This is a genomic window from Neorhizobium sp. T6_25, assembly GCF_002968555.1.
In the GTDB taxonomy this organism is placed as follows: Bacteria; Pseudomonadota; Alphaproteobacteria; order Rhizobiales; family Rhizobiaceae; genus Neorhizobium.
In genome coordinates this window covers 1-26,239 of sequence record NZ_PVBL01000028.1, presented here as the reverse complement: position 1 = coordinate 26,239, position 26,239 = coordinate 1, and the positions used below count along the sequence as shown (strand labels likewise).

Here is a 26,239-nt window from a genome sequence, read left to right as displayed (position 1 = left end):
AATCGGCCGATCTGAACAGACAGGTTTTCCTGGCGTGTGGCACCCATATTCGCCGTCGCCTGACGCTCGGCCGGAGCTGTTCGCATGAGGCGCTTCCTGCTCGATGGCACAATCCTAGAAGAGGGTGATGAAGGCTTTCAGGATCTGCTGATCCGTGCCTATCGCGGCAAGGTTCGCCCGCTTTGCCTCTGCTGCGACCCGCCGGTCCCGATGTATGTGACCGATATTGGCGACCAGCTGGTGATCAAACGCATGCCGCTCTCGGGCGGCAAACACGATCCGGCCTGCCCTTCCTACGAACCGCCCTATGAGCTCTCCGGTCTCGGGCCTCTGATGGGCGGTGCGATCAGGTTCGATCCGACTTCCGGTACCGCATCGCTGAAGCTGGACTTCTCGCTGTCGAAGCGCGGCGTGGTCTCAAGATCAAACGGCAGCGCCGGATCAACCGGCAGCGTGAGGAACGAGACCAAGAAATTGTCCCTGCGCGGGCTGCTGCATTTCCTCTGGCATGAGAGCGGGCTGACGGAATGGACGTCGCATTGGGCAGGCAAGCGGCACTGGTGGCAGGTCTATCACCATCTTTGTGAAGCCGCTCAGCGGATGGAGGTTCGTGGGCAGGCACTGGCCGACCGGCTGCTCATTCCCGAACCGTTCCGCGCCGGTGACAAGGCGGCGATCGAGCAGCGCCGGGCCCAAAAACTTACGGGCCTCTTCCAGGCGGCCGGTTCGAAAAAACTGATGGTGCTGGTTGGGGATATCAAGGAATTCGCGGAGGCGCGCAGCGGCCGTCAGGTCGTGATCAAGCATATGCCGGGCTTTCGGCTCTATCTCGAACAGCCCGCATGGCGATCCCTGCAACGGCGGTTCGAAACGGAGCTGATGCTGTGGCAGAGCACCGGGACATCGCACCTGATGGCGATCATGACGATCGGGGGCACGCCAGCCGGTATTGCCACCATCCACGAGATTGCCCTGATGGCGGTTACCGAACACTGGCTGCCGATCGAGAGCGCCTATGAACAGCTGCTGGTCAATCGCCTCGGCCGCCTGCGCTCCAAGTCGGTAAAGGGGTTGAGGTTCGATCTCCCGCGCATTCACCCGTTCGCCAATGCGATCCTGCAGGACGCCGGGCCTCTGCCCTGCGCGCTCTATATCGTCCCCCCGGATGCCGGCGATGACTTCCAGGCCGCCTTGGGCGAGATGATCGAGGCGCGGCCCGATCTGGCATCGTGGGTCTGGCAGGTCACCGAGGGTGATATGCCACCGCTGCCGGCCTAGGTGGTCATCCCATTCGTCCTCGGCACCGTCGAACAGCCCGTTATAAATCTCTAGGAGCGCATGGGTGATGCCCGCGCGAGGGCGTTTCCCGCGTCACGAACTTCACCTCGGTGCCGTCCCTTTCGCCAGCTCGAACCCCGTTCTCCGACGATCTGCTTGGCGGCCTCGGTTGCCCGTCGGTCGAAACCTGCGCGATTGCCGATCGCGAGTGCGTCGTCCATTGCCGACCACCCGTTGATGGAGACGACGTCTATCGCGTCTCGTCAATGACCGCCACATTCATCAAGGTCGTGCATCGAACCGCCTCCACCGATTCATAACAGTCGTTGGACGCGCTGGCGTCTCTTTGTCATGGTTTGACCCGGCGACTTACACCTTCCGGCTCTAGTGTCAGCGCATCGACGCGACGAAAAACATGGCGCGGTATTAGCCCTGTCCATGCAGCCGACCCTGTTCGGAGAGATGGCCGTGGTACGCCGCTGGAGCCGGATCGGATCGCGTGGCGGCTAAAGTTTACAACGGAGCGTGAGGCTGCGATGCATTTCCTGGATTTCGACCGCAGGAACCGTCAGCAGGGCTATCGACCCGTTGGAAACTGTGGAAATCCGGGGTTGTCGAACGCTTCTTCGGCATCGCATCAATGACAGGCCGACTTCCGCCTGTCAGGGATTTCGGATCAACTTCGATGCGGAGAGAAAAATGACGACCACAAATGAAATCGCAGACAAGATCGCTGGCGAACACAGCCTGACCAAAGCACAGAGCAAGGCGATTGTCGAAGCGGTGATCGCGTCGATCACCGAGGCAGCTATCGCCGGCAACGAAACGAGCCTCCCGGGGTTCGGCAAGTTCAAAATCAAAAACACGCCGGAACGCGAAGCTCGCAATCCGGCAACCGGCGCGACGATCAAGGTGGCAGCTGCTAAAAAGCTAGCCTTCACGCCGGCCAAGGCTCTGAAGGACGCGCTGAACAAGTAAGCTTGTAAGGAGAGCATAAAAATAGCCCGGTTCGTGACCGGGCTGTTATTTTTGGGAATACGCCGCTCATCAGGGAGCACCATTGTTGAGCAAATCCTCAACGGTCGTTTCGCTGACCGGCCGGACTGCTTCACCGCGATGATCGTCCAGCACCCTGTGAAGCGTACCAGATGCAAGCGGCAGGAAGTCAAAGCCTTGATTGACAGCTGCAGCGCGCAAGGCTGCAAGCGTCTCGAATTCCTGATATTCCGTACCAAGCCAAAGTTCGAGATCCTGGCCGTCGGAACTGGCGAAAGCCTGAAGGAAGAACGTCTGCAGAGGGCGGTCATAGCCGATAGTAGCGTCTGGGTCGGAATGGCGACACGCGGTTCGGGTAACAGTGATCGTATAGCGGCTCATCACGGCCTCCTTTGTTTGACGGGGACGCCGGCCCTTGGCAGGGCCGGCGGTTGGCTTCAGGCCGGGCTGTTCCAGAGGATGACTTTCTTGCCGGGCTCGCCACCGGGTGCTGGGGCGACATTGCCGAAGATCACGCCGATCTCGGGCGCTTCCAGTTTCGTGGAGATGTATTCCTCGCCGGTCTGGCGGGAGATGCGGTTCCACGCGGCGCCGATTTCGAAACCGGTCTTGCGGTGGATGATGCGGTAGTCGGGTGCTTCCTCGCTCGCCTTGTTGGTGTTCGGGACGATGGCGATCGGGGCGTTGACCCGGATGGTGGCGAAGATGCCTTCGAGTGTGCCGTCTGTCTTGGCGGTGAGGGTTGCGATCGTGGTAGCCATGGGATTGTCTCCTTCGTTGCATCGGGACCATTCCCGATGGCGCCCGAAAAAGGGGCCGCGCCGCAGGCGTCACCGCAGCGTAGCGAAGGGCAACCCCTTGCGGGTTGACGCTGATTGCGGCCGGTCCCTTAGAAAGGCGGCATAAAGAACGGGAATGGTCTTTGATTGCGACTTCGACAGGAGACCTCACCGTGGCGGCCGTTTGCTGCGACGCGGACTGCCGCGCTCGTGACATGCGTCGGTGGTGTTCGGGTCAGCGGACGCTGGCCGTCAACCAAGCGGACGCGGCGCGATAGATCAGCACCGTCCTCATCCATCCTCATCGTCAAAGACGGCCTTGAAGCGGACGCTCGAACCCTCGGCCTCTCCTGACCCAACTGCAGTTCTGCGGAGCAGGAGCGCGTGACGGACCTGTTTTCAAGGGATGTCGCCTTGCGGTGCAGCGATGCGGCATCGAGATCGATCGAGAACCGCCCGCGATGCGCCGGCCAATTACGCGATCGTGGCCGCGTCAACCAGATAGCGCCAGAGATGCGCCATGGCGGAGACGGGTTCGGGAGGGCGATGGGGGACAAGAAGGGTAAGAAGCGGCATCAAGCGGCGGCAAGTCTCAATCGAGCCTGTTGACCCGGCCGGTTCGGCCGCGCGCCTCGGCAAACAGTCTGGCGATCTTCACCATGAAGGGTTTGCTGAGCGGCCGAGGATGTCCTGATCGGGCTCAATGTACCAGGAGCGCTCGACAATATCGTAATTGTATTCGTCGACCATGATCCAGCACTGCTTCAGGTCGCCAAGGCCGGCACGCTTGCGCTCGATCTCCGGGATCTCCAGAGCGATGCGACGCGTCTGTTGCGGCTGCGTGGTAATCACGAGAAGGGCCAGGTGGGTGTTTCCGCCGGCGGCATTGCGGATGGCGACGACGACGCAGACGGGGCGCTGCTTGCGGCCCCGGTTTCGCCGCGCGCTGCTGCCAGGCCCACAGGTAGGGATCGGAGATGACCTCGCCGGGGCGGAATTCACGGCTCATCGTCGTAGCCTTCGCCACGCGCCAGCCGATCGAGCTCCTCGTAGAATAGTTCTGCATGCTCGGCGGGCATCTTCGAGATATGATAGGCGCGGCGCGGGTCGCCACCGCTGCGCATGCGCTCATAGTGCTCGTAGCTCATTAGCACGAAACGCGGCTTCTTGTGCCGGGTGAGCATGACTGGCTCGCGGCTCGCCGCATCGGTGATATCGCCGATTTGTTTGTTCAGGTCGCCTGTCGTGAACTGCTTCATCGCTATGGTCTCCACATTATTCACATATATCCCATCGTCTCCATGTTTTCCTTCTTTTCCATATTTGCAGGAAACGGCGCTCACGCGCCGTCTCCTGATGCCTGCCAGACCGGGATGCCGAGGCGACGCGCCTTGTCGGCGAGATTGCCGGTGATCCCGTTTCCGGGAAAGACGATCAATCCCGCGGGCATGACCGAAAGCATCTCGTCATTGCGCCGGAACGGCGCAGCCTTGGCATGCTTGGTCCAGTTGGGCTTGAAAGCGATCTGCGTCACCTTGCGGGCTTCAGCCCAGCAGGCAGCGATACGTTCGGCGCCTTTTGGCGAGCCGCCGTGCAACAGGACCATGTCGGGATGCTTGGCATGAGCCTGATCGAGCTTGGCCCAGATCCGCTCATGATCGTTGTAGTCCATACCGCCAGAGAACGCGATCTTGGTGCCGGCCGGGATCAGCACTTCCGTCTCGGCGCGCCGGCGAGCGGAGAGAAAGTCGCGGCTATCGATCACCGTCGCAGTCATGTTTGCGTGGCTGACCTTGGAGCCGGTGCGCGGCCGCCAGGCGGACCCGGTTTGCGCCTCGAACAGATCGCCGGAAACATCGCGCATAAACTCGAAGCTGTTGCGACGTTCCAGCAGCGTGATGCCCTCGGCGATGAGGCGCTCGAGCTCGACGCTCTTGACCTCCGACCCATCCTGTTCGCGCTGGCCAGTGCGCTGCGCCTCCTCGTTGCGATCGAGCTCGCGCTGGATGCGCTCGCCGGCACGGTGAAAGAGATTGGGGATCGACCAGAACAGGTCTTCGAGATCGGGCTCCAGCCGGGTATCGCCGAGCATTTCGAAGAGGGCGTCGAAGATGGTGGTGAGCGAAGCCCGGACGACCGGCTCTTCGGGCAATGGCCTGGGATCGGGCTCGTCCTGGAAGGGACGATAGCCATGCACCTGCATCTCGTAGATGAAGCGGTCAGTCGGCGAGGAAGCGTGGTGGGGCTCGAAGCCGTCGCCGGGGGGAAGGATAGGGTCCATGATCGTTTCCTTTCAATTGGCCGCGCCTCTCGCGGCCTGACGGCGATCCCTGTCCACGCCGGGCCTGGCCGGAACCGCGGCGGATCGCGCCGCGGCCCAGCGCAGCGCCGGGCGGGACGAGAAGGTTTCTTGGGAGGCGCGAGGAATGCCGAGCCGCTCGTGCGGCCCGGCAGGGGAAGAAACCTGAGCAACCCGCTGAAGGCCGGGACGGGTGTGGTATGGGTCGCCTCTCGGCAGGCCACGGGTGCGCCCGCCCAGAAGAACCTCATGGACCATCCTTCGCAGCGCAGCCGCCAACCGTGGCCGCCCTCCCTTCCCGTCAGCCTCACGCCGGCAGAAAGGCGATCGCATCTTCCGGGACCAGTTGAGCCCGCAGGCTCGCGGTCAACCGGTCCGGCCCCAGCCAGCGCAAATCCTCGTTGAAGTCGCCGAGCTCGGGTGACAGCACCAGCGGCAGGATGCCTCGTTCCTGCGCTCGTCGGCTCAATCCCTCGATTCCACGTCGGCCGGCGGCGTCTGCGTCGGCAGCGATGTAGATCCGCAGACATCCGGGCGGAAACCGAAAGGCGGCAAGATGATTGGCGGTCATGGCGGCCACCGTGGGCATGCCGGACATGATCGCGACAAGCGACAGCATGGTTTCCAGGCCCTCCCCCGCCGCCATGACAGGAACGGGTTCATCGACAGGAAAGCCAAAGCGCACACCATTGCCGAGCAGCCGACCAAGCGCGCGGCGGGGATCGTCCACCTTGGCCTTGCCGACGCCGCCCGGGTCGAGCCCTGTGGCTAAATACGTGCGGTGGACGCCGGTGATCGCACCAGCGTGATCGGTCACAGCTGCGACCAGTGCGGGATAGCTGGACGTGAGGCCGGTCGCCAGATCCCGATAGTAGCAGGAGGGATGGAAGCGCAACGCTGCATGGATCGACGCCCTCAGGATGGCGCGCTCGCGCAGATAGCCGTCGGCAAGCGTGCCCGCCAACGGCTGCGTCATCCGAAGCAGGCGCCGTGCACGTTCAGCGGCGGGCCGCTCGACCGGTGCTGCATCACTGGCGTCACTACGACGGGACGAGATCGGCTCTGGTTGGGGCAGGCTGAGGAAGTGACGCGCCTCCTCGGCAACGTCGCGAAAATCGACGAGGCGGCAGCTCTCACGGACAAGATCGAGCAGATCGCCGAACTGGCCGGTCGCCGCATCTGCCCATCGACCGGCACGTGGGCCGGTCAGATGCACATAGAGAGACCGACCTTCGGTGTTGCCGACATCGCCGACAAGCCAATAATTGCCGGCCCGGCGGCCGGCGGAGAGATAGTGGCGGCAGACCGCCTCCGCGTCTTGCGCGAGACGGTCCGCCAGATCGCAGGCGGAGAGCATGGCAGACCTCCGTCACGACCGGCGCGCGGTATCGACAAGGCGATGACGCTGCATCAACTGCGTGAGGATTACCCGAGCTTCGTCGGTCGTCGGCACGAAGAAACGAAGATTCCAATTGATCATCTCGGAGAACAGGCCGATCGACCGCAGCCAGTCGCCCATGCCATCCGTGAAGCCGGCACGTTCGATGTGGTATTCGCTCATCACCCGCACCCGGTGCAGCGTCATATCGCCCGCAAGGCCGACGATCGAGGATCCGTTGACCAGCGACGCCCAGACCTGTTTTGGCGCGATCAGCGTATTCTGCTCGATCCCGAAGTTGCGGCAAAGTCCGACAAGCCGGTCCGGTGCGATCACTCGCCCGACGATCCGACGAACGTCGTCCACCTGGAGACGCCGTACCTGGCCAGGTTCGTGCGGCGGCAACGTCCAGATCGGCAGCAGCAGTTTGCTGGAATCGTAGATGCGCGCCTGTTCCCCGGTCAGCTCATGTTCGAGGATTTTGTATTCGACGCCCTCGAACGACAATGAGCGCGATGGATAAGGACCCATGGCCTTCAGGTCGCGCGCCAGCACCTCCATGGCGGCGCGCAGCGGCGTGTCGAAATTTGTGCGGGCATGATCGGGCATAGCCATTGGGGTGCTCCAGACAGAAAGATGCCCGGTGCTTGACCGGGCCCTGGGATGACGATGATGGGGTTTTGAAGACGCGGCTGGAGTTTTGAAGCCCAACCGCGGATGAAAATCGTCAGGCGGTGCTCTCGAGCAGTTTTTTCGCCTTGCCTTCAAGATCCAGGCGCGTGTCCTGATTGGTCTGGCCGCGTGCGAGCGCGGTGATGCCCTGCACAAAATCGAAGATCGACTCGGGCGGGCGGCCTTCTTCAGAAAGAACTGTTTCGACGATCTTGCCAGCCTCCGCTTTCGAGAAGCCGCGCCGGCGCAAGAAGCTCTGGCGATCCTCGTCATCTCGCGCGACAATGCGCTCGCGAGCTGCCTTGATGCCGGCAACGAACAATGCGGGAGAGGAATTGGCAAAGCTTGTCAGTGCGGGTGCTGCTTCCCGGGCGAAACGATCGGCCGCGAATTTCGAGTGCCGGATGGTGATTTCCTCAAAATTTTCGCTGCCCCAGATGTTCCGATTGGCACACACGGCCCGAAGGTAGAAAGAGGCAATGCCGAGCGTCTTCGATCCGACTTCGCTGTTCCAGGCATAAAACCCCCTGAAATACAAATCAGGTTCTCCGTTGCGAAGCCGCCCGGCCTCGATGGGATGGGTATCGTCAACGAGAAACACGAACACGTCTCGATCCGAGGCATAGAGCGTGGTCGTATCCTTGGAGATATCGACGAATGGATTGTGAGTCATGCTGGCCCAGTCGAGAAGACCGGGCACCTTCCAGATCGTGTCGCCGGTCCCGTTGCCGGCAATTTTCATGACCGCCGACACGAGTTCATGGTCCCAAATCCGCCCGTATTCCGGGCCGGTCACCGCCCGTAGTTCGACACGACCCTCCTCCATTTCGAGCGTCTTCACCAGTTCCGCACGATGATTGAGCAGACCGTGCTGCAGGTTGATCGCCGCGAGCGGCGCCGGAAGCTGGCGCATGTAGGTCGCCGGCGCGCCGACCAGGCTGCAGAGCTGTCCGTAGCTCCAATGGGTCGGCGCGATCGGCTGATGCCGGCCGGGAACGACGAGTTCGAGCCGCTCGGCATTGTCACGCGTGGCCTCGACCCGGATCGCAGCGCTTTCGACGGTTCGGGCATGGGCGCGCTCGGCCCGGGACCGAACGGTTTCGTAAAGCTCCGTCAACGACAGGAACCGCTCGTCGTCCGGACGGGAAAACCATTCGGACGAGACCCGGCCGATACGTTCGCCGCGCGAGATATCGACCTTGAAGCCGGAGGACACCGGCCGCGTGCTGGGGGTTAAAGTGTTCATTGGAGTGTCTCCTGAAAAACAAGCACCGGCGCGGTGGCCGGGCAGGGTTGAGGAAGTGGAGTGGATGGTTCAGTCAGTCTGGATAAAGACGCCGATGCGCTGCCCGGATCGCTGCAAGTGCTGCCTGGAACTCGGCATTGCCGACGACGTCGGAGAGATCCATCGTTGTCGCGATGTTGAGGCACGCCGCATGGATTTCGTCGTCGGTCACCGCCGCCGGCGATAGCGCACCGAAACTGCGGTCGACATCCAGCACGGCGAGGATCGCACGGCGAACCTGATCTTCCTGTAGGCAAGCGAGGACATGGCTTGCCTTTTGTGGATCGACAGGCTGATCGGGGTCCGGCACGCGGGCAAGAATGGCTTCGCCCCGCGCAATCTCCCAAGCCGAACGCGCGAGCCAGCCGGGTGATGGTGGCCGCGCTGCGCGCGCGTCGTCGAAGAAGATCTTCAGCAGGCCGAGCAGGATCTCGAAATGACGTGCACGTCGCTCGACGGCTTCATAGAATTGCGAGGGCACCGGGATCGACGGGCCGGTATACGCGCTGTGCGTGCCTTCCCAGACGCCGGTGACATGGACTTCGCCGGGCGATTCGTCATGTTTCTCGGCGATATCCCAATTGGTGTCCTCGATGGCCGCGCGGCAGGCCGCCTCGAGCGTCTCGGCGGGGTAGGTGCGATGCCGGAAAATCGGCAAATGGTAGGTGGTTTCGATCGTAAAGTCGGGCATTGGACTGCTCCTGAAACTGGAAACGGCCCGGTCTCCTTGCGGAGCCGGACCGTGGGTTGATCGCAAAAAACGACTATTCGGCCGCGTCGGGGTGCTGCTGCTCGTCGAGTTCGTCCGTCGGCGTGGACACATCCCCCGCATCATCGGCCAGGAATGCCGGAAGACCGGGTTTCCCGGTCTCGTTTGCACCCTCATTGGAAACCTGGCCGGTATCGCTGGTCGCCCCCTCGACGGAAGCGACGTTTGCGACGAGACGGAGAGGTTCGGGAAGCCAGCCGCTGCCGGTCATCAGCCGTTCGGCCTCGCGGGCCATATCGGCCTTATTGAGATGGCCGATCAGCTCCGCCGATGGATCGCCCTTGACCTCGCGGACCGCCTGCAGAATGCGACCCTTGGTGACCCGGCCGAGATAGTTGTCGGCTGTCGGCACCCAGCCGGCCTCAACCATGTCGAAGCCGATCGAGCGGGCCAGGAGATCGGCATGCGCGAGTGCGCGAGTGCGATTGTTCCACGGCTCGACGACAGCGTTGATCGACAGGGAGGCGCAATGGGCGAGCAGCGCCTGACGGCTCACCTCGTCAAGTGCGACCAGAAACGCCCAGAGGTCGTTCGGGTCCTTGGGAAGATCATGCCCCCAGGCCTCCTGCCTCTGGTCGATTTCCTTGGCCCATACAGTGTCGCCAAGCCCGGGGGTCTGGCTGAACCGAGCGCTTTGCAATGTCAGTTCCAGGCACGAGTCCGAGCCATAGAGATAGAAGGTTTTCAGCACGAAGGCATGCAGCACGGCGATGAAGGCCATGAGCGGATTGTTGGCGAGCGCGTTGCGCAAGGCGATGGTCCGTGCTGCGGTCAAGTCGAGAACAAGACGATCGGGAAGGGGCTCGATTGCCTCGTCATCGTCGACTGCGTGATCGACCACTCCGCTCGGTGCCGCGGCTGCCGACGAGTTGCTGTCTCCACTGCCGTCGGCAGCGCTTGAAGCGATATCTGGCCGTTGCTCGTCTTCCGGTCGCACGAAACCGCGGTCGATCTTGAGTTCGCCACTGGCGGCGAGCGAGATGAAGACACCACCGCGGACGACATCTTCAGGCTCGAACACATACGGCCGGTCGTTCAGCCGATCCAGGTCGGCGGCAAGCCTTTCGAGCTTCTGTCCTGTCGTCTCCGAATATTTACTGGCCTCGGCATATTCGCCGTCGAGCCTGTCGTATCCGGCGCGGATGCCGTCGTGGCGGGCCAGTTCCTCCTCGGTCATCTCGGCCTGGGTGCTGTAGACGCGGCGAAGGCCGGAAGTGTGGCCATACGGGAAGTCGAACGCCGTCTCGACCCATTTCCAGCCCTCCGCTGACCGGATGACTTCGGCGTCAACCTTGAGTTTTTCCATGGCAAGCTGTTCCAGCAATGCCGGATCCTGCAGCCATCCGCCCTGATCCTGCTCGAACAGGTCGCGCATCACCACGCCGCCGGCTGCTTCATAGACGTCAATGCCGACATAGACGGCGCGACGATCGGCGGCGCGGACCGCGGTTTCCGTCAGCAGGCGTCGGATATAGTATGGCTCGCGGCTATGCGAGCGCGAGATCGCATCCCAGACCTGCTCCTGGCGAACGTGATCGTTGGAAATCGAAAAGGCCATGATCTGCTCAAGCGTCATCTCGTCTTCGCCATAGAAGTCGAGGAGTCTTGGGGAGACGGAAGCAAGCCGCAGGCGCTGTTTTACGGTTGCGACCGAGACAAAGAACCGTGCGGCGATTTCTTCCTCGCCAAGCCCCTGCTCCCGAAGCGTCTGGAAGGCGCGGAACTGGTCGAGCGGATGCAGGCTGAGCCGCTGGAGGTTTTCTGCGAGCGAGTCCTCGGCCTCGAGCGTGTCCCCCTTGCTGACGATGCAGGGAACGCCTGCGGTTTTTGCCAACCGCTTCTGGGAAACCAGCCGTTCGAGCGCACGGTAGCGGCGTCCGCCGGCGGGGATGCGGTAGATGCCGGTCTCGTTGCCATCCGCGTCAAGCTCAGGACGGACGTTGAGGCTGGTCAGAAGACCACGATGGGCAATATCTTCCGCCAGTTCCTCGATAGAAACGCCGGACGTTACTTTGCGGACGTTCTGCTGGCTGAGCACCAGCTTGTTGAAGGGAATATCACGGGCTACACTAAGGGTGACATTGCCTGTCGCCTGTACCATGGCGGTTTCTCCATGACGGACCGGTTGGAGCCTCTCTCCAACCCTTCTCAATCCGTCACAGCTTTTCCCTTCCCCCTCTCACTCTCCTTCTCCCGCCATGCTCCACCCTTCCTTCGGCACCCAGGATTGGTACAGGAACGAAACTCGCTGCTAGGTCTCATCGGTTTTTTTTGAACATGCATCGCCGCCGGGATGTCGTTGTACTCTTCGTAGGAGGTTGTGGCCGGTTCCAGTGCAAGCAGCAGAGCTTTACCTTCCCACGGTTCCACCAACATCTTGTCCGGAAGGACCGCCTCGGCCGCGTTGCGGCAAGGCGTTGGCGCGCCGAGAGACTAGCCTTGGTTGCCTCAACCGCTACGGACTCTGATTGTTCTTGTCGCTTGCGAGGGTGCTGCTTCGTTTCGCGATATCAGTGCCTTGGACTTCAGCAGGGCCGAAACCATCGGTTTGATGGTGAATTGCCGCTGTTTGGCTCGTCTGGTGAGATCGCGCAGGTAAGCACCCGCAGAGTTGATCTGCCCTCCCTTTTCGAAGATACAAGCAATGGCGGCGCCAGCATTTTCCGGCCCCATGACGAGGCAGGCTTGCTGGAAGGCCGATGGACTTATCTGAAGCATTGATCGCAGGACGGCTGTCGCTGTCAGGAGGTCCCGCCAGGATCGGATCGAACCACCGGGCCCATAGGGATGGATTTCAGTGCATGCGCGCAGCACAGTGTCCAGCGCGACTGTCGGTTTCAAGGATTGGACCGGATCTGCCAGAGCCTCCTCGACCGACCGGTCCTTCTTCTTCGCAAGCTCAATGGTCGCCGGTGAGTCACAGGTTCTGATCGGTGGTGCTTCTTGCCCTGCTTCAGATTCATTTAAGGATTGTGTTTGTGAATCCTGTATGTGGCGCTCAATTTGGGACTCTCTGGCGCACATATTTTGCATTTTAGTGTGGTTGTCCAAGAGTTTGACGATAGTCGTGCGAAGATCGATCAAACGGTTTAGTAGAAACTGGAGTTCGTCGAGTGACGGCCGACGGGGCAAAGATGCAAGGAAGGTGCGGAACCGGTCGTGAAGCTGGTTCCATTCACCGTCCACACATCCGTCCATTGCCAGCTGGATAAGCTTGGTGATGTCGCGCCGGCAGAGGCTGATCCGCTCCCGTGTTGCGTGGAAATACTCACGGTCGGCGGTAATTTTGGCGGCGAGGCCTTCGATCTCCTTTGCGCGGGACAACAGCGGAGCCAGATTGAAGCCGAAAGCTTCATTGATCTCCCCTGCCCTGCTTCGCCGGGCAAAGCGTTTGCCGTTGGCGCTATCTTTGCGGAGGATGAGGCCGGCGTCGACCAGAGCGGCCAGATGGCGTCTCAAGGTAGCAGCAGTCATCCCCCTTGCCCGTATCGAAAGCTGGGCGTTTGACGGAAAGACAATCAGGTCATTCGCCGCGGAGAGCTCTTCGGACGGGTAGAACGACAATAGAGCATCAAGGACCGATAGAGATCGATCAGACACATTCAACTCCTCTCGAGCCTCGCAGACGGCTCGAAAGAGCTTCCATTTGTTTCGTTTGGTATCTGGCGCTGATTTGCTGGTTTGTCGTTGCCGTGCCAATAAGGCAAACGTCATCGACCGCCGCCCAAAGGGCGTCGTGACATGTCCACTGTCCATTTCTTCACCTTTCAGAAGGCAAAAGAAATCCGCTCACCAAAAAACGGCGCCAAGACTCTTGACTGTGATTCGTGGAAATGCGATTCTCGATCTTGCTTAAGGACTTGAGGAAGGCTTCCACGACGGGAACGTTTTGGTGGCCTTTTTCTTTGCGCTAATGCTCCTTTGATTGAGATAAACCTCTTTGCCGGGCCTTACTTCACGCGGTCCGATTGATGATCGTACTCTCGTACGAGCTCAGGCATTCGTTCTGCTAACCAGCTGGCGAACGCATCTTCCTTTTTTGGGATGGTGATTGTGGTACCCGAAGAAGAGTTTTTCATTCGTCCGAACAGCCGGTCGCCGAGCGTAAAGTTGACCGCTTCGGGAGCCGCGTTCGGCTCTGTAGCGATGATGCCGTTGGCTCTGTCGATGGCCATGCCGATACGGCCGGCACCATCTTTCGATTGGAACTCGGTCGTCTCCAGGAGCTTGCGAACAGCAGTAATCTTGCGGTCGTCTTTTAAAAGCTCGGCAAGAGTGGTCCATTTCGGACGGCCGACGGATTTGGCGCGACCGATGGCAAAGATGATGTCGGTCGGAATGACGGATGTAACCCGAAACAGGTGTGACACGGCAGCTTCGGACAGAGCCAATACTGGGCAGATGGCGCGATGAGATAAGCCGGCTTCCTTTAACTGAACTGCCCACATCGCCTGCTCTATCCAAGTCAGGTTCTCGCGCACGCCGTTTTCGACGGCCTGTTCTTCGATGAGCTGGCGATCCGTAAGACTTCGGACATGCGCCTTTATCTTGACCGTCTCCGGTCGCTCGGCGTCTGCCATCAACGACTTGACCGCTGCCAAACGGCGGTGGCCGTAGGCGAGCTGGTAATGGTCAGGTTTGGTTGGATGTGGCCGAACAAGGACAGGGATCTTCTGTCCTTCGGAGGCGATCGAGGCCTTTAAGGCCTCGAGTTCGGCTTCGGCGTCTTGATCATCGTTGAACCGGTCCTGATAGGGTGAACGCTCGATCCTCGACGGATCGAGCGACAGGATGCTGTCCTCACCAAGGTGAGTGAGGGATTTCCCTACGTTGGTGATGACGGGCGACGAATGCCGCCTTGCGGGGATAGGGTTTTCAGAGGCGTTGGCTTCAACCGATTCGCCGCGATTGACGGCCTCCTCGGCCATCCGTTGCAGGATGCTCTTCTTCATGTGCTTCGTCCCCAGACCTTGTGAGCGAGTGCCAGGATTTCGAAATTGACCCGATCGGCGCTTTCCAGCGCGCGCTTGAGTGCTTCCCTGCCGACTTCACCTGACTCCAGTTCATAAAGGGACTTTTTAGCCACAGCTGCCCCGGCAATTGCGGTTGATTCGAGGGCTTCGGCCACAAGAACGTCATCACCAAACAGTCGCCGCATCACGCCGCCCATGTATTTTTGTGGGCCGTCGTTCGGGTTCACACGCGTCAGCAGGAAACGGAAGAAGTCATGCTCAAACTTGGCTCCGAACTGAGCCAGCACTTCGGAAAGATCGGAGATCATGATCAGAAATTGATTGCACGAGGCAACGTCGAGCATGGCCGGATGCACAGTTATGATAAGCGAGGTCGCCGCATACAAGGCTGCAAGTGTCGAGTAGCCAAGCGAAGGCGGGGTATCGAGAATGACGAAATCGTAGCGATCATCGACGGTAGCTATCGCGGTATTGATCCGTTCAAAGAAGAGTCCAAGTTCGTCGCGGGTTTTGGATGTCAGATAGTTTGGCGTGTCGAACTCAAAGTCCATCAGTTCAAGATTGCCCGGAACGAGATCGACGCCAGGGAAATAGGTCGGTCGGATTACATCCCGGAATGAACGTCGTTCGTTGTCATAGCGTATCGCGGCGTAGGCCGTCTCGTTGTCGCCGAGATCGAATTCGGGCTGAATGCCGAACAGGGCCGTCATCGAGGCTTGCGGGTCAAGATCGACGCAAAGAACCCTGTAACCCTGTAAGCCGAGAAAATGTGCAAGATGGATCGACGACGTCGTCTTTGAACTTCCTCCCTTGAAATTCGCAGTCGCGAGGATCTGCAGCTTTTCGCCGCCGCGGCGATATGGCAGGAGGTGTCCGGCGTCGTCGGGTCGCATCGAAGCGAGAAATGCACGCAGTTCTCGGACTTGCTCGACTGTATAGGTCCGGCGGTTGTTCTCTGCTCTGTCGGGAACAGGCCCCTTCCCTTCAATGGTCAGCTGGCGCAGAGTGCTCTCAGGCACGCCGAGGAGACGAACAAGATCGACGGTTGAGAAGGTCCTGGAAAATGTCTTTCGCGCTTCGGGCGGATAGACCGCCTCCCGCATATCGCGAAGTTCCGCAGAAAGCTTCGACGTGTAGACGCCGATTTTCGATGCGGTATCTGTGACGCTTCTAGATGCCACCTGCTGCATCCGATCCTCTTGACGGTTTCATTCACTTTACGCGGTAGTTTCCGTCATGATTGGCAGAGGTCGTCCGATTCCACAAGCCATTTTTAGTTAATGGAAAATAAACACCCTGTGGCGCTGGTCCGGGGATATGCATCGCGAGTTCCCTACACGAACTTTACAGCTGTAAAGTTCCCCTCCCCTTCGTGGCAAGGCTCGACTTTACAGCTGTAAAGTTGGAGCAATCCAATAAGGGCACCCGTTGTCCGAATCCCGACGCCAATCCGACAAGGGGCTGGATTGTGCCGCTGGTGGATTGACCAACTGGCGCTGCGCATTCGCTTTCAGGCAAGTCGTTTGACGCCTTCGAAGGCGAACAGGCGGAGGTTGTCGATCGCATTGAGTGGCCCCACCCAGTCATCACCGCTGAGGTTCCGGTTGATGAAGCAGGGAGTTCTGCCGCAAGTGCCGGCCATTGGGTGCATCGGTTCTCTCACATCACTGACCGATCGCTACCGGTTGCCGTCCTCAGTCCAAGCGCTGGCGGTCGTGGCGTCTTGAGGTCCGGGCTAGACCTGGGATCGCCCCTCTCTCTCTTCGGACTTTGACGGTTTTGCCGGTATCGGCCCAATTTGTCGTCTGCGCTACGGCGCAATGGGATTGTAAAAGGAGCCAGCCGCAGTGGTTAGCGTGAACGCTGAAGTCCGAGTTATCCCGACCGATTGCCCAAAGCGGGCTACAGGCAGAACGAGATAAAAACGGGCACGCGGCAAGCTAACCGGCGCCGTACCGAACCGGACAAATATGAAGCACATCTCGCTGTGCAGCGCGCAGTGAAGGCCGGCGAACTTGCTAAGGATAGGTGCGAAGTCTGCGGCGGCTCATCCGTCGATGCTCATCATGATCAATACGACGAGCGGCTAAAGGTCTGTCGGTTTTGCCGCCGGCATCACGCCAGGCTACATCACTACGGCGAAGCTCGGTCTCGGCAGCGCACGGGGCGTTTTCTGTTGCTGACGTTCGCATCCCAGCAATTTGGAAACAGGGTGGCGTCCCACCAGCGCCGAGCGGGCCTGGGCCAAAACCCGGAGGATAGAGCCGCTGATCCCATGCGATAGCGACTTTCGTCGGCTGCCATTGCGACAACGGTCGATCCGCGACTGACGGATTCTCAAGAAAGGAGCCGTTCGAAGGCGCTTTCGCGGCTAGTCCGCGATCATTTGGACTCGGCGCCTGGAGGTGGCCGCACGCCATCAACAGCAAGGAGGTCGCGATCGCCCCAATGAAACACGAGGCCGGCCAGGATTTTCTCCATCGGACCGGGGAGCGCTTATCCGGTCGCGGCCATTCAGCGCGCAGCTCCGGGTCAAGCTCTGGTGGCGCCTTGCTACGGCCTAAGGCCGCCGATCTCGAACTCTGGCTCGACTGGAAGATGTAGCCGCTTGAGGCCGCGATCTTCCGCGCAATTCGGCAATCCACGAGGTGGGCTTGCACCTTCAGGATTGGGCTAGCTGTAGTCGAGGCTCTCGCAATTTGCTGCGGTGCCGCTCCGCTGGAGTCCAGAGGCCAATGCGAAATGCGGGGTTGCCCCAGGTGCATCGAGAGTGGCAAACGAGATGTCCGCGCCTCGAGGCCGTGGCTTGCCGATCCACATAACTCGCTTGCGCGACTGCCGATCGTGTCTCGTAGCGTGGTGTAGCTGATGGAATGGCCAACAGTGTTTTCCGGTAGGGTCGATCACCGATGACCGACAGGATGAACCTGCGCTCACACTCGTTGAGAAGAATGCCGCCGCCGATTTGTTACGCGCGATGATGGGCTTTGCTGCCGAGAAGCTGATGGCGTTGGAAGTCGGGGCGAAGACCGGCGCGGGCTACGGCGAGAAGAATGGCTTCGACTTGCCCAGCGTAACGGCTATCGCGACCGGGACTGGGAGACGCGGGCGGTCCACCGTCGAACGTCGCATTCCCAAGCTTCGCACCGGCAGCTATTTCCCGAGCTTGGCATGTCGGGCATCTCCAAGGGCCAAGTATCCCGGCCGTGCGAAGAGATCGACGACACGGTGAAGGGCTTCCTCGACCGACCCATTGATGGTGACTGGCCCTATTCTGGGTCGACGCGGCCTACCTCAAGGTCGGTCGCGGCGGGCGCATCGTCTCCGTTGCCGTCATCATTGCGGTGGGCGTCAACACCGGCGGCGCGAGGTGAAGTTCTTGGGATGGAGATCGGCACGTCCGAGGCTGAGGCGATCTGGACGGAATTCCTGCGCAAGCTGACCAGGCGGGGCCTACGCGGGGTCAAGCTCGTCGTCTCCGATGCGCACGAGGGCATCAAGGGAGCCGTATCGAAGGTGCTTCCCGCCACCCGCCAGCGCTGCAGGGTCCACTTCATGCGCAATGCTTTGGCCCAGCCGGAAAGAGCGGACGGCGCGTCGTGTCCGCCTTCATTGCCACGGCGTTTGCCAAGGACACGCCAGAAGCGGCAAGCGCTCAATAGCGCAATGGTGAGGCGGAAGCGCGAATGATCCAGTGAATCATTCGCCCGCCGAACGACCAGATCAGGCCGAAAGTGCCGAAGCTTGCAACAATCATGGACAGCGCCGAGCAGGAGGTGCTCGCCTACATGACCTTTGCCAAGGCCTGGACCACGTTGCACTCGACGAACCCGATCGGGGCGATTGAACCGCGAGATCAAGCGTCGCACAGAGGTCGTCGGCATCTTTCCCAACAGTGACGCCATCGTGCGCCTGGTTGGTGCGCTATTGCTCGAACAGAATGACGAGTGGGCCGTCCCGCGGTCCCGCTACATGACACCTGAGACCATCGCCACGATGAGCGATGATCCGCTCATGAGCCTGCCAGCCGCAAGCTGATCCATTCCCGGCTCTGTCCGGAAGGGCACCGCGAGCGCCGACGCTACACCATTCCTTGGGACACGATCGACAGCAAAGTCAGCAGCCAATTCGGAGGCGAGCCAATCAACCGAGAACTGATCGATGCAAGGGCAATCTTGACCCCTGCATTCTACGCTCGGGCAAATCCTTCTTTGACGCCTGGCGCTAGACGCAGCTCCGACAGATCACCAGTCAGGCTGGCGCTACCAAGGGAAGCGTCCCATTCCAGCATGGCTTCACGTCCGGCGGCGATTTCATCCTGCGAAGGAAGAAGCTCGAAGGCGTCCATTTCCACCGGGCGGGCTATATTCCGGGCGATGCAGTCGCAGATGTTTTACCACGCAGGCTGGTTCCGTCCACGTCGACCGCGGCTAATTTGATGGCGCTGATCTTCGATTTCCTTGTCGTTTCCTCGCGTATCGCAGAAAGAGGACCCCTTTTGCGCAATGTCTCCGGTTGACGCTTTCCCGCGAGCATAGAGCTGGTGGCTAGTGCCGAAGGAGCCCAAATCGGAAGGCTTCATCCATTAGTGCCTTGACCGACGAAGGCTGCCATCTACGGCCGCCGCGGACGGGACGTTCCCCCATCTGATCCAACTGGTCGGCAATGGCACGTAGTGACAAGGTCGGATCCGCGATGGCGATCGCTGCCACAAGCTTCATGAGGCGATCCTCTGGTGGCCGGCGGGGAGACCGCGCAAGCAGTTCCGGATCTGCGAGCTTTTCCTTGACCATCCGATGGACGGCGCGGCGCAGCCGCTCGACTGTCCAGTCGTGACCTCTGCGGTTGAGGATCTGCACCACATTGTCCCAACTATGTTGCGGGCGAAGCTGCTTGACCGTCGGAAGCCATGTTTGGGCGGACGTGGTCAGCTGTTCGAGGTAGAGCTGGTTTCGGGCGGCGGCCGCAGCTTGGATAGCTTCCGGGCGCCGCTCGCGGAGGCCGGGATTGCCGGCGATCCGACCTCGGGCTTTGGCTGCCTTCATTCCCGACTTCGTTCGCTCCGCGATCAAGGCACGCTCGAGCTGGGCCACGGCGCCGAGGACCTGTAGCGAGAACATTCCCTGCGGCGTCGAGGTGTCGATCGGATCGTGGAGTGAGCGGAAATGGACGCCCCGCTTTTCCAGGCCCTCAATCACGTCGAGCAGATGGCTGACAGATCGTGCCAATCGGTCCAGTCGAACGACGACGAGGACGTCGCCGGCGGACAGCTCTTTCAACACTCTGGCCAGAACAGGTCTGACGCGAGAGGCACCGGATCCATGCTCCTGGTGGATACGGTCGCAGCCGGCCGCCCTTAGTTCGCCTACCTGGGCGTCAGTCATAGGGTCGACAGTTGAAAAGCGCGCGTAGCCGATCAATCGGCCGGGCAGGGCAGGGACGGTGCCTTTCAGCGATTTTGCCATGGAATTCCGGCTCGATTCCGTGTCGTTGTTCAGATAAACAATGCGTCGATAAACGATCCTTTGCAAGCGTGTTTTTATGGCCCAATAGCCGCTTGCCAGACTCAAATCGCGGTTGAGGATTGGCGATAATCCTCGGGATTGGCAAACGCGCGCCAGCGGCCCCCTGTGGCGAATTTCGAGTGGCAGTGCGAACCTGAGCAGGGTCGAGGGCGCATACCGCTGATTGCTCCGCAAGACGGCAAAGCCCCGCCGCGCGATGGCATGCCGGCATCTGCGATATTGATGGCCGCACGCCACGAGTTGATATTTCCTGCAAAGGAGACTGCGATGGCCGCACCACAGCTCTCTGTCCGAAGCTCAAAGGCATGGGACCTGGCTCACCGCCTAGCGGGAGGATCTCGATCCAGCCCCGACGGTCATCCGCCTGATCGCGGCCGACGTCAAGTCCTACGATCTCGGAGCGGCGCAGGCCGCCGCAAAGCCGACGAGCAGCATCGCGCGGTCGCGCATACCCCTCAATGTGCCGCGACGAGGGTCTCGAGCATGGCGATCAAGTCCTATGGAAGTACGGCTTCCTTCTGTCGGGAAGGGGCGGCGTGGGTATTGCGGATGCCGGCGAGCACAGTGGCGGCGTGCCGCACTGGGCGTAGTCCTAAGACGGCGAAGAGAGACGGCGTTCGATTGTGGTGAGCGAATTGGGCTTGCGGCCGGCCGTTGCGGCGCCTGACGCGCGGGCGGTTATCTAGAGGCCGACGACCCCGGGATCCGGGGGAGGGGAGCGAGGGTCTGTCGGTGGCACCAGGCGATAAAATGCTCCCAATCGGAGGCGTTTGCCTTGCGGGTATCGGCGGAGCCGGCGGCCTCGACATCACTGCGGGCCTGATCGGCGAAGCGCTCAAGGTGCGCCGGCAGGGGAGGGGGGTGGTTTGCAGGCAGCATAGCGGCACGATCGGATCCGGGTGGTCGTGCACCGTCGGCCATGATCACGCCGCCCCGACGTCGGTTTGAGAAAGGTCGTTGCCTTTGAACAGCAGCGATTAGCCCGAGTGGGATTCCGGATCGTTGATGCTGAGGCTCATTTTCGGCAACCTATTATCTCGAATTATAGCCTTCATTTATTTCTACAAAACTCGCTCCTCTCACGAATACAAAATAACGTCCGATGATGCATTATCGATCGTTTTATCGGTCGGACGAGCCGTGCGGTTCGTTGCGCTATTGCTGACGCAAACCGCGCACATGAACTATGCGCCGCATGAATTCGGCTTCCCCTTCTGTTTCGACGATATCCAGTTGGTCCCTGGCCTGCCCGGCTGGGCGTTGTTGCGCGGCCGCGACATCAGCGAGTCCAGCGCCGCCTTCGCCGCGATATTGTCCTGGAAGCGGCGGCAGCACTGGAGCGATACTCTGAGTGGCAGCGGACGATCGAATTTCTCTCATCCGTAGGCGACTGCTGGAACGGTCATCATTTAAAGCAAGACCTTAGTCCGCAGCGACTAGCGATAACCTCTCCGCAATTTCGCGCCCCTCGATCTCCGCGAAAGGCGTTGACGAGCCGGCGGCCGTGGGAGTGTGGACCCTTCGGTCGCCGATCCGTTTTGGCGACAGCCTGCACTCCAGCACCTTTAAGCAAAAGCACATTCGTCAACCATTCCCATGAGATCGGTTGACGAAAGCCGAGGCTGAGCATCAGCCAATCGGTCACGGCGGACCCGACTAGAGGGCGCGAACATTCTCCGCCTTTGATTTTCCGGTTTTCCGGTCCTGGCCGATTTCGTAACTCACGCTTTGCCCTTCTCTTAGAGTGCCTCCGCCCTGGACGGCCGACACGTGTACGAATACATCGGCCCCACCGTTCTCTGGCGTTATGAAGCCAAACCCTTTGTCGTCATTGAAGAACTTCACATTGCCATTAGCCATCCCGATCCCTCATCTAAAGCGAGCTTAAAGCGTTGACGGGCAAAGATGTAGAGGCAACAGGCGCTCCCGTCTATACCGGCCGGTTCTTTGTCGCCAAATAGAGGCGATCAGATAGTCTCGTCAGGGCGGGCCAAGGAAAATCGGCCCCGCGAGGACGATGACGATCGCGCCGCAGGAATGGCTTTCCGGTGGCGTGCCAAAGCCCGGTAACTCGCAACTGTTCGTCAGGGAGCCCGATGCATGCACGGAATACATGGCGGCCATGATTTGCTCACTCGCTTGCGGGACCCCATATACCCATAAACTATCCAGGTGAGTTTCAACAACGATGCGATTCCTTCGCGGCAGTGGCTGAGCGACGGCGTCCGCTAAGGAGACAGCATGGAAGGAATTGCCAAAACCCTTGTGGAAATGGATGCCGTCGAGCGGTTCCAACTGCTTGACACCGTCACCGACGCGCTGAGGCATGCTGCTGGTCAAGCCGAAGAACAGGGCGATACTTGCTTCGCCGCCAATTCGAGATGTCTGGCGGGTGCGATCGCAGGATGCGCCGATGATCCGGAAGGAGCAAACCTGGTGGCCATCGAGCTCCTGCTCAGGCAGGGCGTCATGCTCCTGCACCTATATTCGAACAGGTCGAACGTGCGGCTCGTGCTTCACTAGCTCAATCGACAACTGTGCGATAGCAGAGGCTCCGGGAGCCGAGAACATTTCCCTCGGTGTGGAGGCGATGAAACCGATCCGACCACACATGTTTCATCGGCACGTGTCTAAAGAATCGCAGCGAAGAAGGATGGTGATGCCAATGCAGGCAGATTTGTTTCAGGAACAGGCGCCCGCTTTTCCCGACGGCTTCCGGTATTCGCCAAATGTGGTTCCTGCGGACATGCAGGCCGACCTGGTGCGCCTTATCAACGAAATGCCGCTGAAGCCTTTCGATTTTCATGGCTATGAAGGCAAGCGGCGTGTTCTCTCCTTCGGTTGGAAGTTTGATTTCGACACGCAAAGCCTTCGTCAGACTGAGCCGATACCTGACGATCTGCTGCCAGTCCGCGACATCGCTGCCCGCTTTGCCGGCATTCGACCTGACAGTTTGCAGCAGGTACTGGTGACGGAATATGAACCTGGCGCGCCGATCGGCTGGCACAGGGACAAGGCGGCCTTCGCCCGGGTGGTCGGCCTGTCGCTCCTATCTACCTGTATGTTCAGGCTGAGACGGCGAGACGGCAGCAAATGGGAACGCTTCTCCAAGCCAGCGGAACCCGGCTCGGCGTACCTGCTGTCAGGACCAAGCAGGAGTGAATGGGAGCATTCCATCCCGCCTGTTGAACGGCTGCGCTACTCGATCACGTTTCGTGAGCTCAGGTGACGCGGTCGCCAGCCAGCGGAGTTCCATACCGACTCTGCCGCCTGCTATCGCAGCGGGTCCTCAGCGCTCTTTCGTTTGCGATTTCGCAAACCGCACGCCCACCCCGCCGTCTTCGTCGGAGATAAATTCCACCCCGGCATTTCAAATGTGACGCGTATCACTTCTAATGTCGAGGCATGGCTGGAGCGGCCTGCTTCAATTCGAGTTACGGTAGCCGGCGTGATATTCGCATTCTTCTCTAGATCGCGGACGACCCAATATAAGGCTGCTCTCGCCAACCGGAATTGATCGCCCGTACCACATTATAACCTCGAGATTTTGTGAGGTCCGCATGCGATCTGAGGGAAGGTAGGTCAAAGGGCTTCCTGAAGCTTGTGAAGCGTGATCCAAATTCTCGGACATTGGTTCCTATGATCTGAGCTTTCGTATCAATGTCCGGCTCCGCGACTCAACGTCGAACCGGCCGGACCGTGCTCATCGAACGCGGCGTAGCACCTCTGGCGGAGCTTCGGAGTGCTGGCGTGACAGAAGCTCGGACTAGCAGGTTCCGGGCGCCTACCCCCGGCTTCTAATGCTCCTGTAAGGTCTCGACGGCTTTGAGGATCGTGAAAGCCGCCTTAATGCGAGCCGGAATGGGGAAGTTACGGTTTGCCAAGAGCACGACTCCGATCCGCCGCTCTGGTACAAAAGCGGCGTACGCCCCGAAACCGCCTGTGGATCCCGTCTTATTGAGAAGGATCTCATCCCCGGGTTTTTCCGGCGGATTTAGCCTGACAGCTGGTTGGGGTTTAAGCGCCATATCGGACGAATTGCCCTTAAGCACGGTGTCGAGCGTCGTGGGCCAGGCGTAAAGCTCCCATCCGAGTGACTGGTACATGTCGCCCACTCGGTAGTACCCGATCTGCATCGATTCCATGGCCTTTTGAAGGGACGGCTCCAACCGGGAGGGATCGATATTCACTTCAAGGAAGCGTAGTAGATCCGCGGCCGTGGTTTTTATGCCGTAGGCCTGTGCGTCGAGCGCGCCAGGCGTTATCCGAACCGGTTTGCCAGCCTTGTTGTAGCCAAAGGCGTAGCTCCTGATCTTTGCCGTTGGTACGTTCAGGTAAGTCCTCTTCAGCCCGAGGGCCGGCAGAAGTTTCTCCTCCATCAATGACGAAAATGGCTTCCCAAGACTTTCCGCCGCGAGATACCCAAACAGCCCGATGCTGGGATTGGAATAGACGCGGTGCGTGCCCGGTTCGTAGCTAGGACGCCAACTACGATAAAAGCGAGTGATGTCGCGATTGTCAGCTACCTCGTCTGGGAACTGGAGTGGCAGGCCGCCCGCAGTGTAGGTGCCGAGGTCGAGCAGGTTGACGCGGTCTAAGGCGCTGCCCCGAAGGGCAGACATATGGTCACCGCCCTTGTCGAAAAATGAAAGCTTGCCCTTTGCCTGCGCGTAGGCACCGAGAGTAGCGGTGAAGGTCTTGCTGATAGAGCCTATCTCGAACAGCGTGTCGTCACCGACAGGAACTGCCTTCTCCCGGTCGGCGAGCCCATAGTTCCAGACAAAGCTGCGCCCATTGATTGTGACGCCGACGGCCATTCCCGGGATGTCATTCTCTGACATCAATGGCTTCATGGCTTTGTCAACGGCGGTCGCAATCCGCCGTTCCGTTTCATCCGCTCTCGCGCCGCCAGGATTGAAAGCGGCGACCAAAGCCAGTGCGATGGCATGGCCGGCAGCGACCGTGCGGTTTGCTGAACCAGAAAATCTCATAGCTAGAGGCTCTTTCCTTGAGAGTGGCGTCGGCCGGTCCTTGACCTGAAACCGATTTACCGGCCACTGCTGCGTCGAACAAATGAAGACTTCTCGGCAGAGGCATTAGAAATTCTTGGCCTTCTCCGCGCCGCTTCGACCCCGTTTCAACCTGCCGCGTTCATGTCCATGTAGGCTGGTTCGAAGACATGACCATCCGGGTCTGCAAGGCTGCTGCGCAGATACACTGCGACGCCAATTCGGTCGCGACGATGTTCGCATGACGGCACCGATATCGATGTCTCGCGCCTCACTCACCTGGTCCGGCGGTCAATATACGGTTTACCCGGGGGTTTTCGCACGCACGAGCCTCAAGGACTTCGGCGACCGCAACGCCGTTGGGGGCAAAAGTCGGGGTTAGCGTGAAGTGGTAGTGTAGCAGATCGTGTCAGCCGGGATGGCAGCATGCCCATCACTCCGCCATATCGGAACAAAATCGACAACTGAGAGTTACTCGATGAGCAAGGGGATCAATCATGGGTACATATGTTTTAGTCTTTCTGTTTTTTGCTGCCATCTTCGCCTTGGCAATCCTCATTTCCTATCTGACATGCCCGCCGCTGCCGGACGATTAAGGAAACGAGATTACGGAACCAATTGCCTTCTGTTGCATTCTCGGGATGTCGCGAGGGCAAATCCCCCGTCCCCAAATAGATTGTTCGTCGCCCTACGAACACGCTCTCGCGACACCCGCACCTCAGATGCGCCAATCCGCCACACTGCATTAGCTTGCGCTCATGAATGCCGCCCGCCATATCCACGCCGCGGGCGCATCGCCGGGTACTCTCCTATCCGCGTGCCCGTCGCCCGGCACAGGGATCAAGCACGGCCTGTGTCGGGCTCCTCCACTACACGTCCGGGCTCGCGAAGGTAGGCGGTGACCTCATCCTTGAGATGGTCTCGTTCGCCGAATGCCGAGGAGAAGCTCGATCCGGCGGTAAGCTTCTCTGTCAGCCGGATCGACCGGTTCAGCCAGGACATAGCCGATTGTCCCGATCGCCTGGAATGTTGCTGCCGGCTTCAATCATGGCAGCCACGAAGGCTTCTATTTCATTTTTGGGCATGACGGTACTCGAGGCCATTTGGTGCGCGGTGCCACGGGTAGAATTGCCAGCGATTGGTCTTCGGACCCTCCGACATGTTTATCCTCTACCTCAGTTGCCACTGATATCAAGGTCGGCTTCCTCCGCAGCTCGCAGGAACGCAGCCCGCGCTTCCGCCACTGGTCGGCCACCACTCATGACGTCGAGGAAGA

General features: G+C 60.1%; 23 protein-coding genes and 4 pseudogenes. 7 read left to right on the top strand and 20 right to left on the bottom strand.

The features are described from left to right. The first annotated feature begins 84 nt into the window (after nucleotides 1-84). Both C5L10_RS27465 and C5L10_RS27455 read left to right on the top strand, forming a co-directional pair. A complete protein-coding gene (locus tag C5L10_RS27465; protein ID WP_105432248.1) occupies nucleotides 85-1,278 on the top strand; it encodes a DUF1173 domain-containing protein in 1,194 nt (397 codons plus the stop codon). A 699-nt stretch (nucleotides 1,279-1,977) separates the two neighbouring features. Further along, the gene (locus tag C5L10_RS27455) at nucleotides 1,978-2,256 is read left to right on the top strand and encodes an HU family DNA-binding protein (protein ID WP_105432247.1); all 279 of its coding nucleotides are present in this window, start codon (nucleotides 1,978-1,980) and stop codon (nucleotides 2,254-2,256) included. 69 nt (nucleotides 2,257-2,325) lie between these two features. Here the strand turns inward: C5L10_RS27455 and C5L10_RS27450 are convergent, their stop codons facing one another. The 13 genes and pseudogenes from C5L10_RS27450 to repA form a co-directional block, all read right to left on the bottom strand. After that, on the bottom strand, nucleotides 2,326-2,655 hold the full coding sequence (locus C5L10_RS27450; protein WP_105432246.1) for a hypothetical protein: 330 nt from the start codon (nucleotides 2,653-2,655) through the stop codon (nucleotides 2,326-2,328). A 56-nt stretch (nucleotides 2,656-2,711) separates the two neighbouring features. Next, nucleotides 2,712-3,035, bottom strand: coding sequence for a DUF736 family protein (locus C5L10_RS27445; RefSeq protein WP_105432245.1), 324 nt, complete (start codon nucleotides 3,033-3,035; stop codon nucleotides 2,712-2,714). 610 nt (nucleotides 3,036-3,645) lie between these two features. Further along, nucleotides 3,646-4,062, bottom strand: a pseudogene (locus C5L10_RS27440) (hypothetical protein). Next, a complete protein-coding gene (locus tag C5L10_RS27435) occupies nucleotides 4,052-4,312 on the bottom strand; it encodes a type II toxin-antitoxin system prevent-host-death family antitoxin (protein ID WP_105432244.1) in 261 nt (86 codons plus the stop codon). Before C5L10_RS27435 ends, C5L10_RS27440 begins: the two are co-directional and overlap by 11 nt. Before the next feature lie 80 nt (nucleotides 4,313-4,392). Continuing rightward, nucleotides 4,393-5,334 (bottom strand): DUF2493 domain-containing protein, encoded by a 942-nt coding sequence (locus C5L10_RS27430; RefSeq protein WP_105432243.1) that lies wholly within the window; start codon nucleotides 5,332-5,334, stop codon nucleotides 4,393-4,395. A 325-nt stretch (nucleotides 5,335-5,659) separates the two neighbouring features. After that, nucleotides 5,660-6,709, bottom strand: coding sequence for a toprim domain-containing protein (locus C5L10_RS27420; RefSeq protein WP_105432242.1), 1,050 nt, complete (start codon nucleotides 6,707-6,709; stop codon nucleotides 5,660-5,662). Nucleotides 6,710-6,721: 12 nt separating this feature from the next. Continuing rightward, nucleotides 6,722-7,345, bottom strand: a complete 624-nt coding sequence (locus C5L10_RS27415) for a strawberry notch-like NTP hydrolase domain-containing protein (RefSeq protein ID WP_105432241.1) — start codon at nucleotides 7,343-7,345, stop codon at nucleotides 6,722-6,724. 112 nt (nucleotides 7,346-7,457) lie between these two features. Beyond that, entirely contained in the window at nucleotides 7,458-8,648 is a 1,191-nt protein-coding gene (locus C5L10_RS27410; protein ID WP_105432240.1) for a DUF932 domain-containing protein, read from the bottom strand. 73 nt (nucleotides 8,649-8,721) lie between these two features. Beyond that, nucleotides 8,722-9,378: a hypothetical protein gene (locus C5L10_RS27405; protein WP_105432239.1), complete on the bottom strand. Its 657-nt coding sequence runs from the start codon at nucleotides 9,376-9,378 to the stop codon at nucleotides 8,722-8,724. 73 nt (nucleotides 9,379-9,451) lie between these two features. Beyond that, complete coding sequence (locus C5L10_RS27400) at nucleotides 9,452-11,557, bottom strand: ParB/RepB/Spo0J family partition protein (RefSeq protein ID WP_105432238.1); 2,106 nt, start codon at nucleotides 11,555-11,557, stop codon at nucleotides 9,452-9,454. A 347-nt stretch (nucleotides 11,558-11,904) separates the two neighbouring features. Beyond that, nucleotides 11,905-13,212 (bottom strand): plasmid replication protein RepC, encoded by a 1,308-nt coding sequence (gene repC / locus C5L10_RS27395; RefSeq protein WP_105432237.1) that lies wholly within the window; start codon nucleotides 13,210-13,212, stop codon nucleotides 11,905-11,907. A 194-nt stretch (nucleotides 13,213-13,406) separates the two neighbouring features. Further along, nucleotides 13,407-14,408, bottom strand: a complete 1,002-nt coding sequence (gene repB / locus C5L10_RS27390; RefSeq protein ID WP_105432236.1) for a plasmid partitioning protein RepB — start codon at nucleotides 14,406-14,408, stop codon at nucleotides 13,407-13,409. Further along, entirely contained in the window at nucleotides 14,405-15,619 is a 1,215-nt protein-coding gene (gene repA / locus C5L10_RS27385) for a plasmid partitioning protein RepA (RefSeq protein WP_105432235.1), read from the bottom strand. Before repA ends, repB begins: the two co-directional genes overlap by 4 nt. 728 nt (nucleotides 15,620-16,347) lie before the next feature. Here repA and C5L10_RS34525 point away from each other — a divergent pair. Beyond that, nucleotides 16,348-16,572, top strand: a pseudogene (locus tag C5L10_RS34525) (hypothetical protein); the annotation flags it as partial. Nucleotides 16,573-17,331: 759 nt separating this feature from the next. Beyond that, nucleotides 17,332-18,467, top strand: a pseudogene (locus C5L10_RS35020) (IS256 family transposase). A 151-nt stretch (nucleotides 18,468-18,618) separates the two neighbouring features. Here the strand turns inward: C5L10_RS35020 and C5L10_RS33880 are convergent. From C5L10_RS33880 to C5L10_RS34510, 3 genes and pseudogenes are all read right to left on the bottom strand, one after another. Beyond that, on the bottom strand, nucleotides 18,619-18,777 hold the full coding sequence (locus C5L10_RS33880) for a hypothetical protein (RefSeq protein WP_172717210.1): 159 nt from the start codon (nucleotides 18,775-18,777) through the stop codon (nucleotides 18,619-18,621). A 199-nt stretch (nucleotides 18,778-18,976) separates the two neighbouring features. Continuing rightward, nucleotides 18,977-19,894 carry a recombinase family protein gene (locus C5L10_RS27370; protein ID WP_105432234.1) on the bottom strand — a complete coding sequence of 306 codons (918 nt, stop codon included), beginning with the start codon at nucleotides 19,892-19,894 and terminating at the stop codon, nucleotides 18,977-18,979. 382 nt (nucleotides 19,895-20,276) lie between these two features. Continuing rightward, nucleotides 20,277-20,833, bottom strand: a pseudogene (locus C5L10_RS34510) (integrase); the annotation flags it as partial. A 126-nt stretch (nucleotides 20,834-20,959) separates the two neighbouring features. Between C5L10_RS34510 and C5L10_RS27355 the strand changes: the two are divergent. After that, a complete protein-coding gene (locus C5L10_RS27355) occupies nucleotides 20,960-21,340 on the top strand; it encodes a hypothetical protein (RefSeq protein ID WP_105432233.1) in 381 nt (126 codons plus the stop codon). Between the two features lie 270 nt (nucleotides 21,341-21,610). Here C5L10_RS27355 and C5L10_RS27350 read toward each other — a convergent pair whose 3' ends face one another. Then, entirely contained in the window at nucleotides 21,611-21,763 is a 153-nt protein-coding gene (locus C5L10_RS27350; protein ID WP_105436959.1) for a cold-shock protein, read from the bottom strand. Here C5L10_RS27350 and C5L10_RS34750 point away from each other — a divergent pair. Continuing rightward, nucleotides 21,725-21,850 (top strand): hypothetical protein, encoded by a 126-nt coding sequence (locus C5L10_RS34750; protein WP_256384739.1) that lies wholly within the window; start codon nucleotides 21,725-21,727, stop codon nucleotides 21,848-21,850. The two genes, C5L10_RS27350 and C5L10_RS34750, sit on opposite strands and share 39 nt — an antisense overlap. An 84-nt stretch (nucleotides 21,851-21,934) precedes the next feature. Here the strand turns inward: C5L10_RS34750 and C5L10_RS33875 are convergent, their stop codons facing one another. Next, nucleotides 21,935-22,435: a hypothetical protein gene (locus C5L10_RS33875; protein ID WP_172717209.1), complete on the bottom strand. Its 501-nt coding sequence runs from the start codon at nucleotides 22,433-22,435 to the stop codon at nucleotides 21,935-21,937. Nucleotides 22,436-22,619: 184 nt separating this feature from the next. Between C5L10_RS33875 and C5L10_RS27340 the strand changes: the two genes are divergently transcribed. Then, nucleotides 22,620-23,183: an alpha-ketoglutarate-dependent dioxygenase AlkB gene (locus C5L10_RS27340; protein ID WP_172717208.1), complete on the top strand. Its 564-nt coding sequence runs from the start codon at nucleotides 22,620-22,622 to the stop codon at nucleotides 23,181-23,183. A gap of 568 nt (nucleotides 23,184-23,751) precedes the next feature. Here the strand turns inward: C5L10_RS27340 and ampC are convergent. Further along, the gene (gene ampC / locus C5L10_RS27325; protein ID WP_105432229.1) at nucleotides 23,752-24,945 is read right to left on the bottom strand and encodes a class C beta-lactamase; all 1,194 of its coding nucleotides are present in this window, start codon (nucleotides 24,943-24,945) and stop codon (nucleotides 23,752-23,754) included. Nucleotides 24,946-26,138: 1,193 nt separating this feature from the next. Beyond that, nucleotides 26,139-26,225 (bottom strand): DUF982 domain-containing protein, encoded by an 87-nt coding sequence (locus C5L10_RS35015; RefSeq protein WP_371411978.1) that lies wholly within the window; start codon nucleotides 26,223-26,225, stop codon nucleotides 26,139-26,141. Nucleotides 26,226-26,239: the final 14 nt, after the last annotated feature.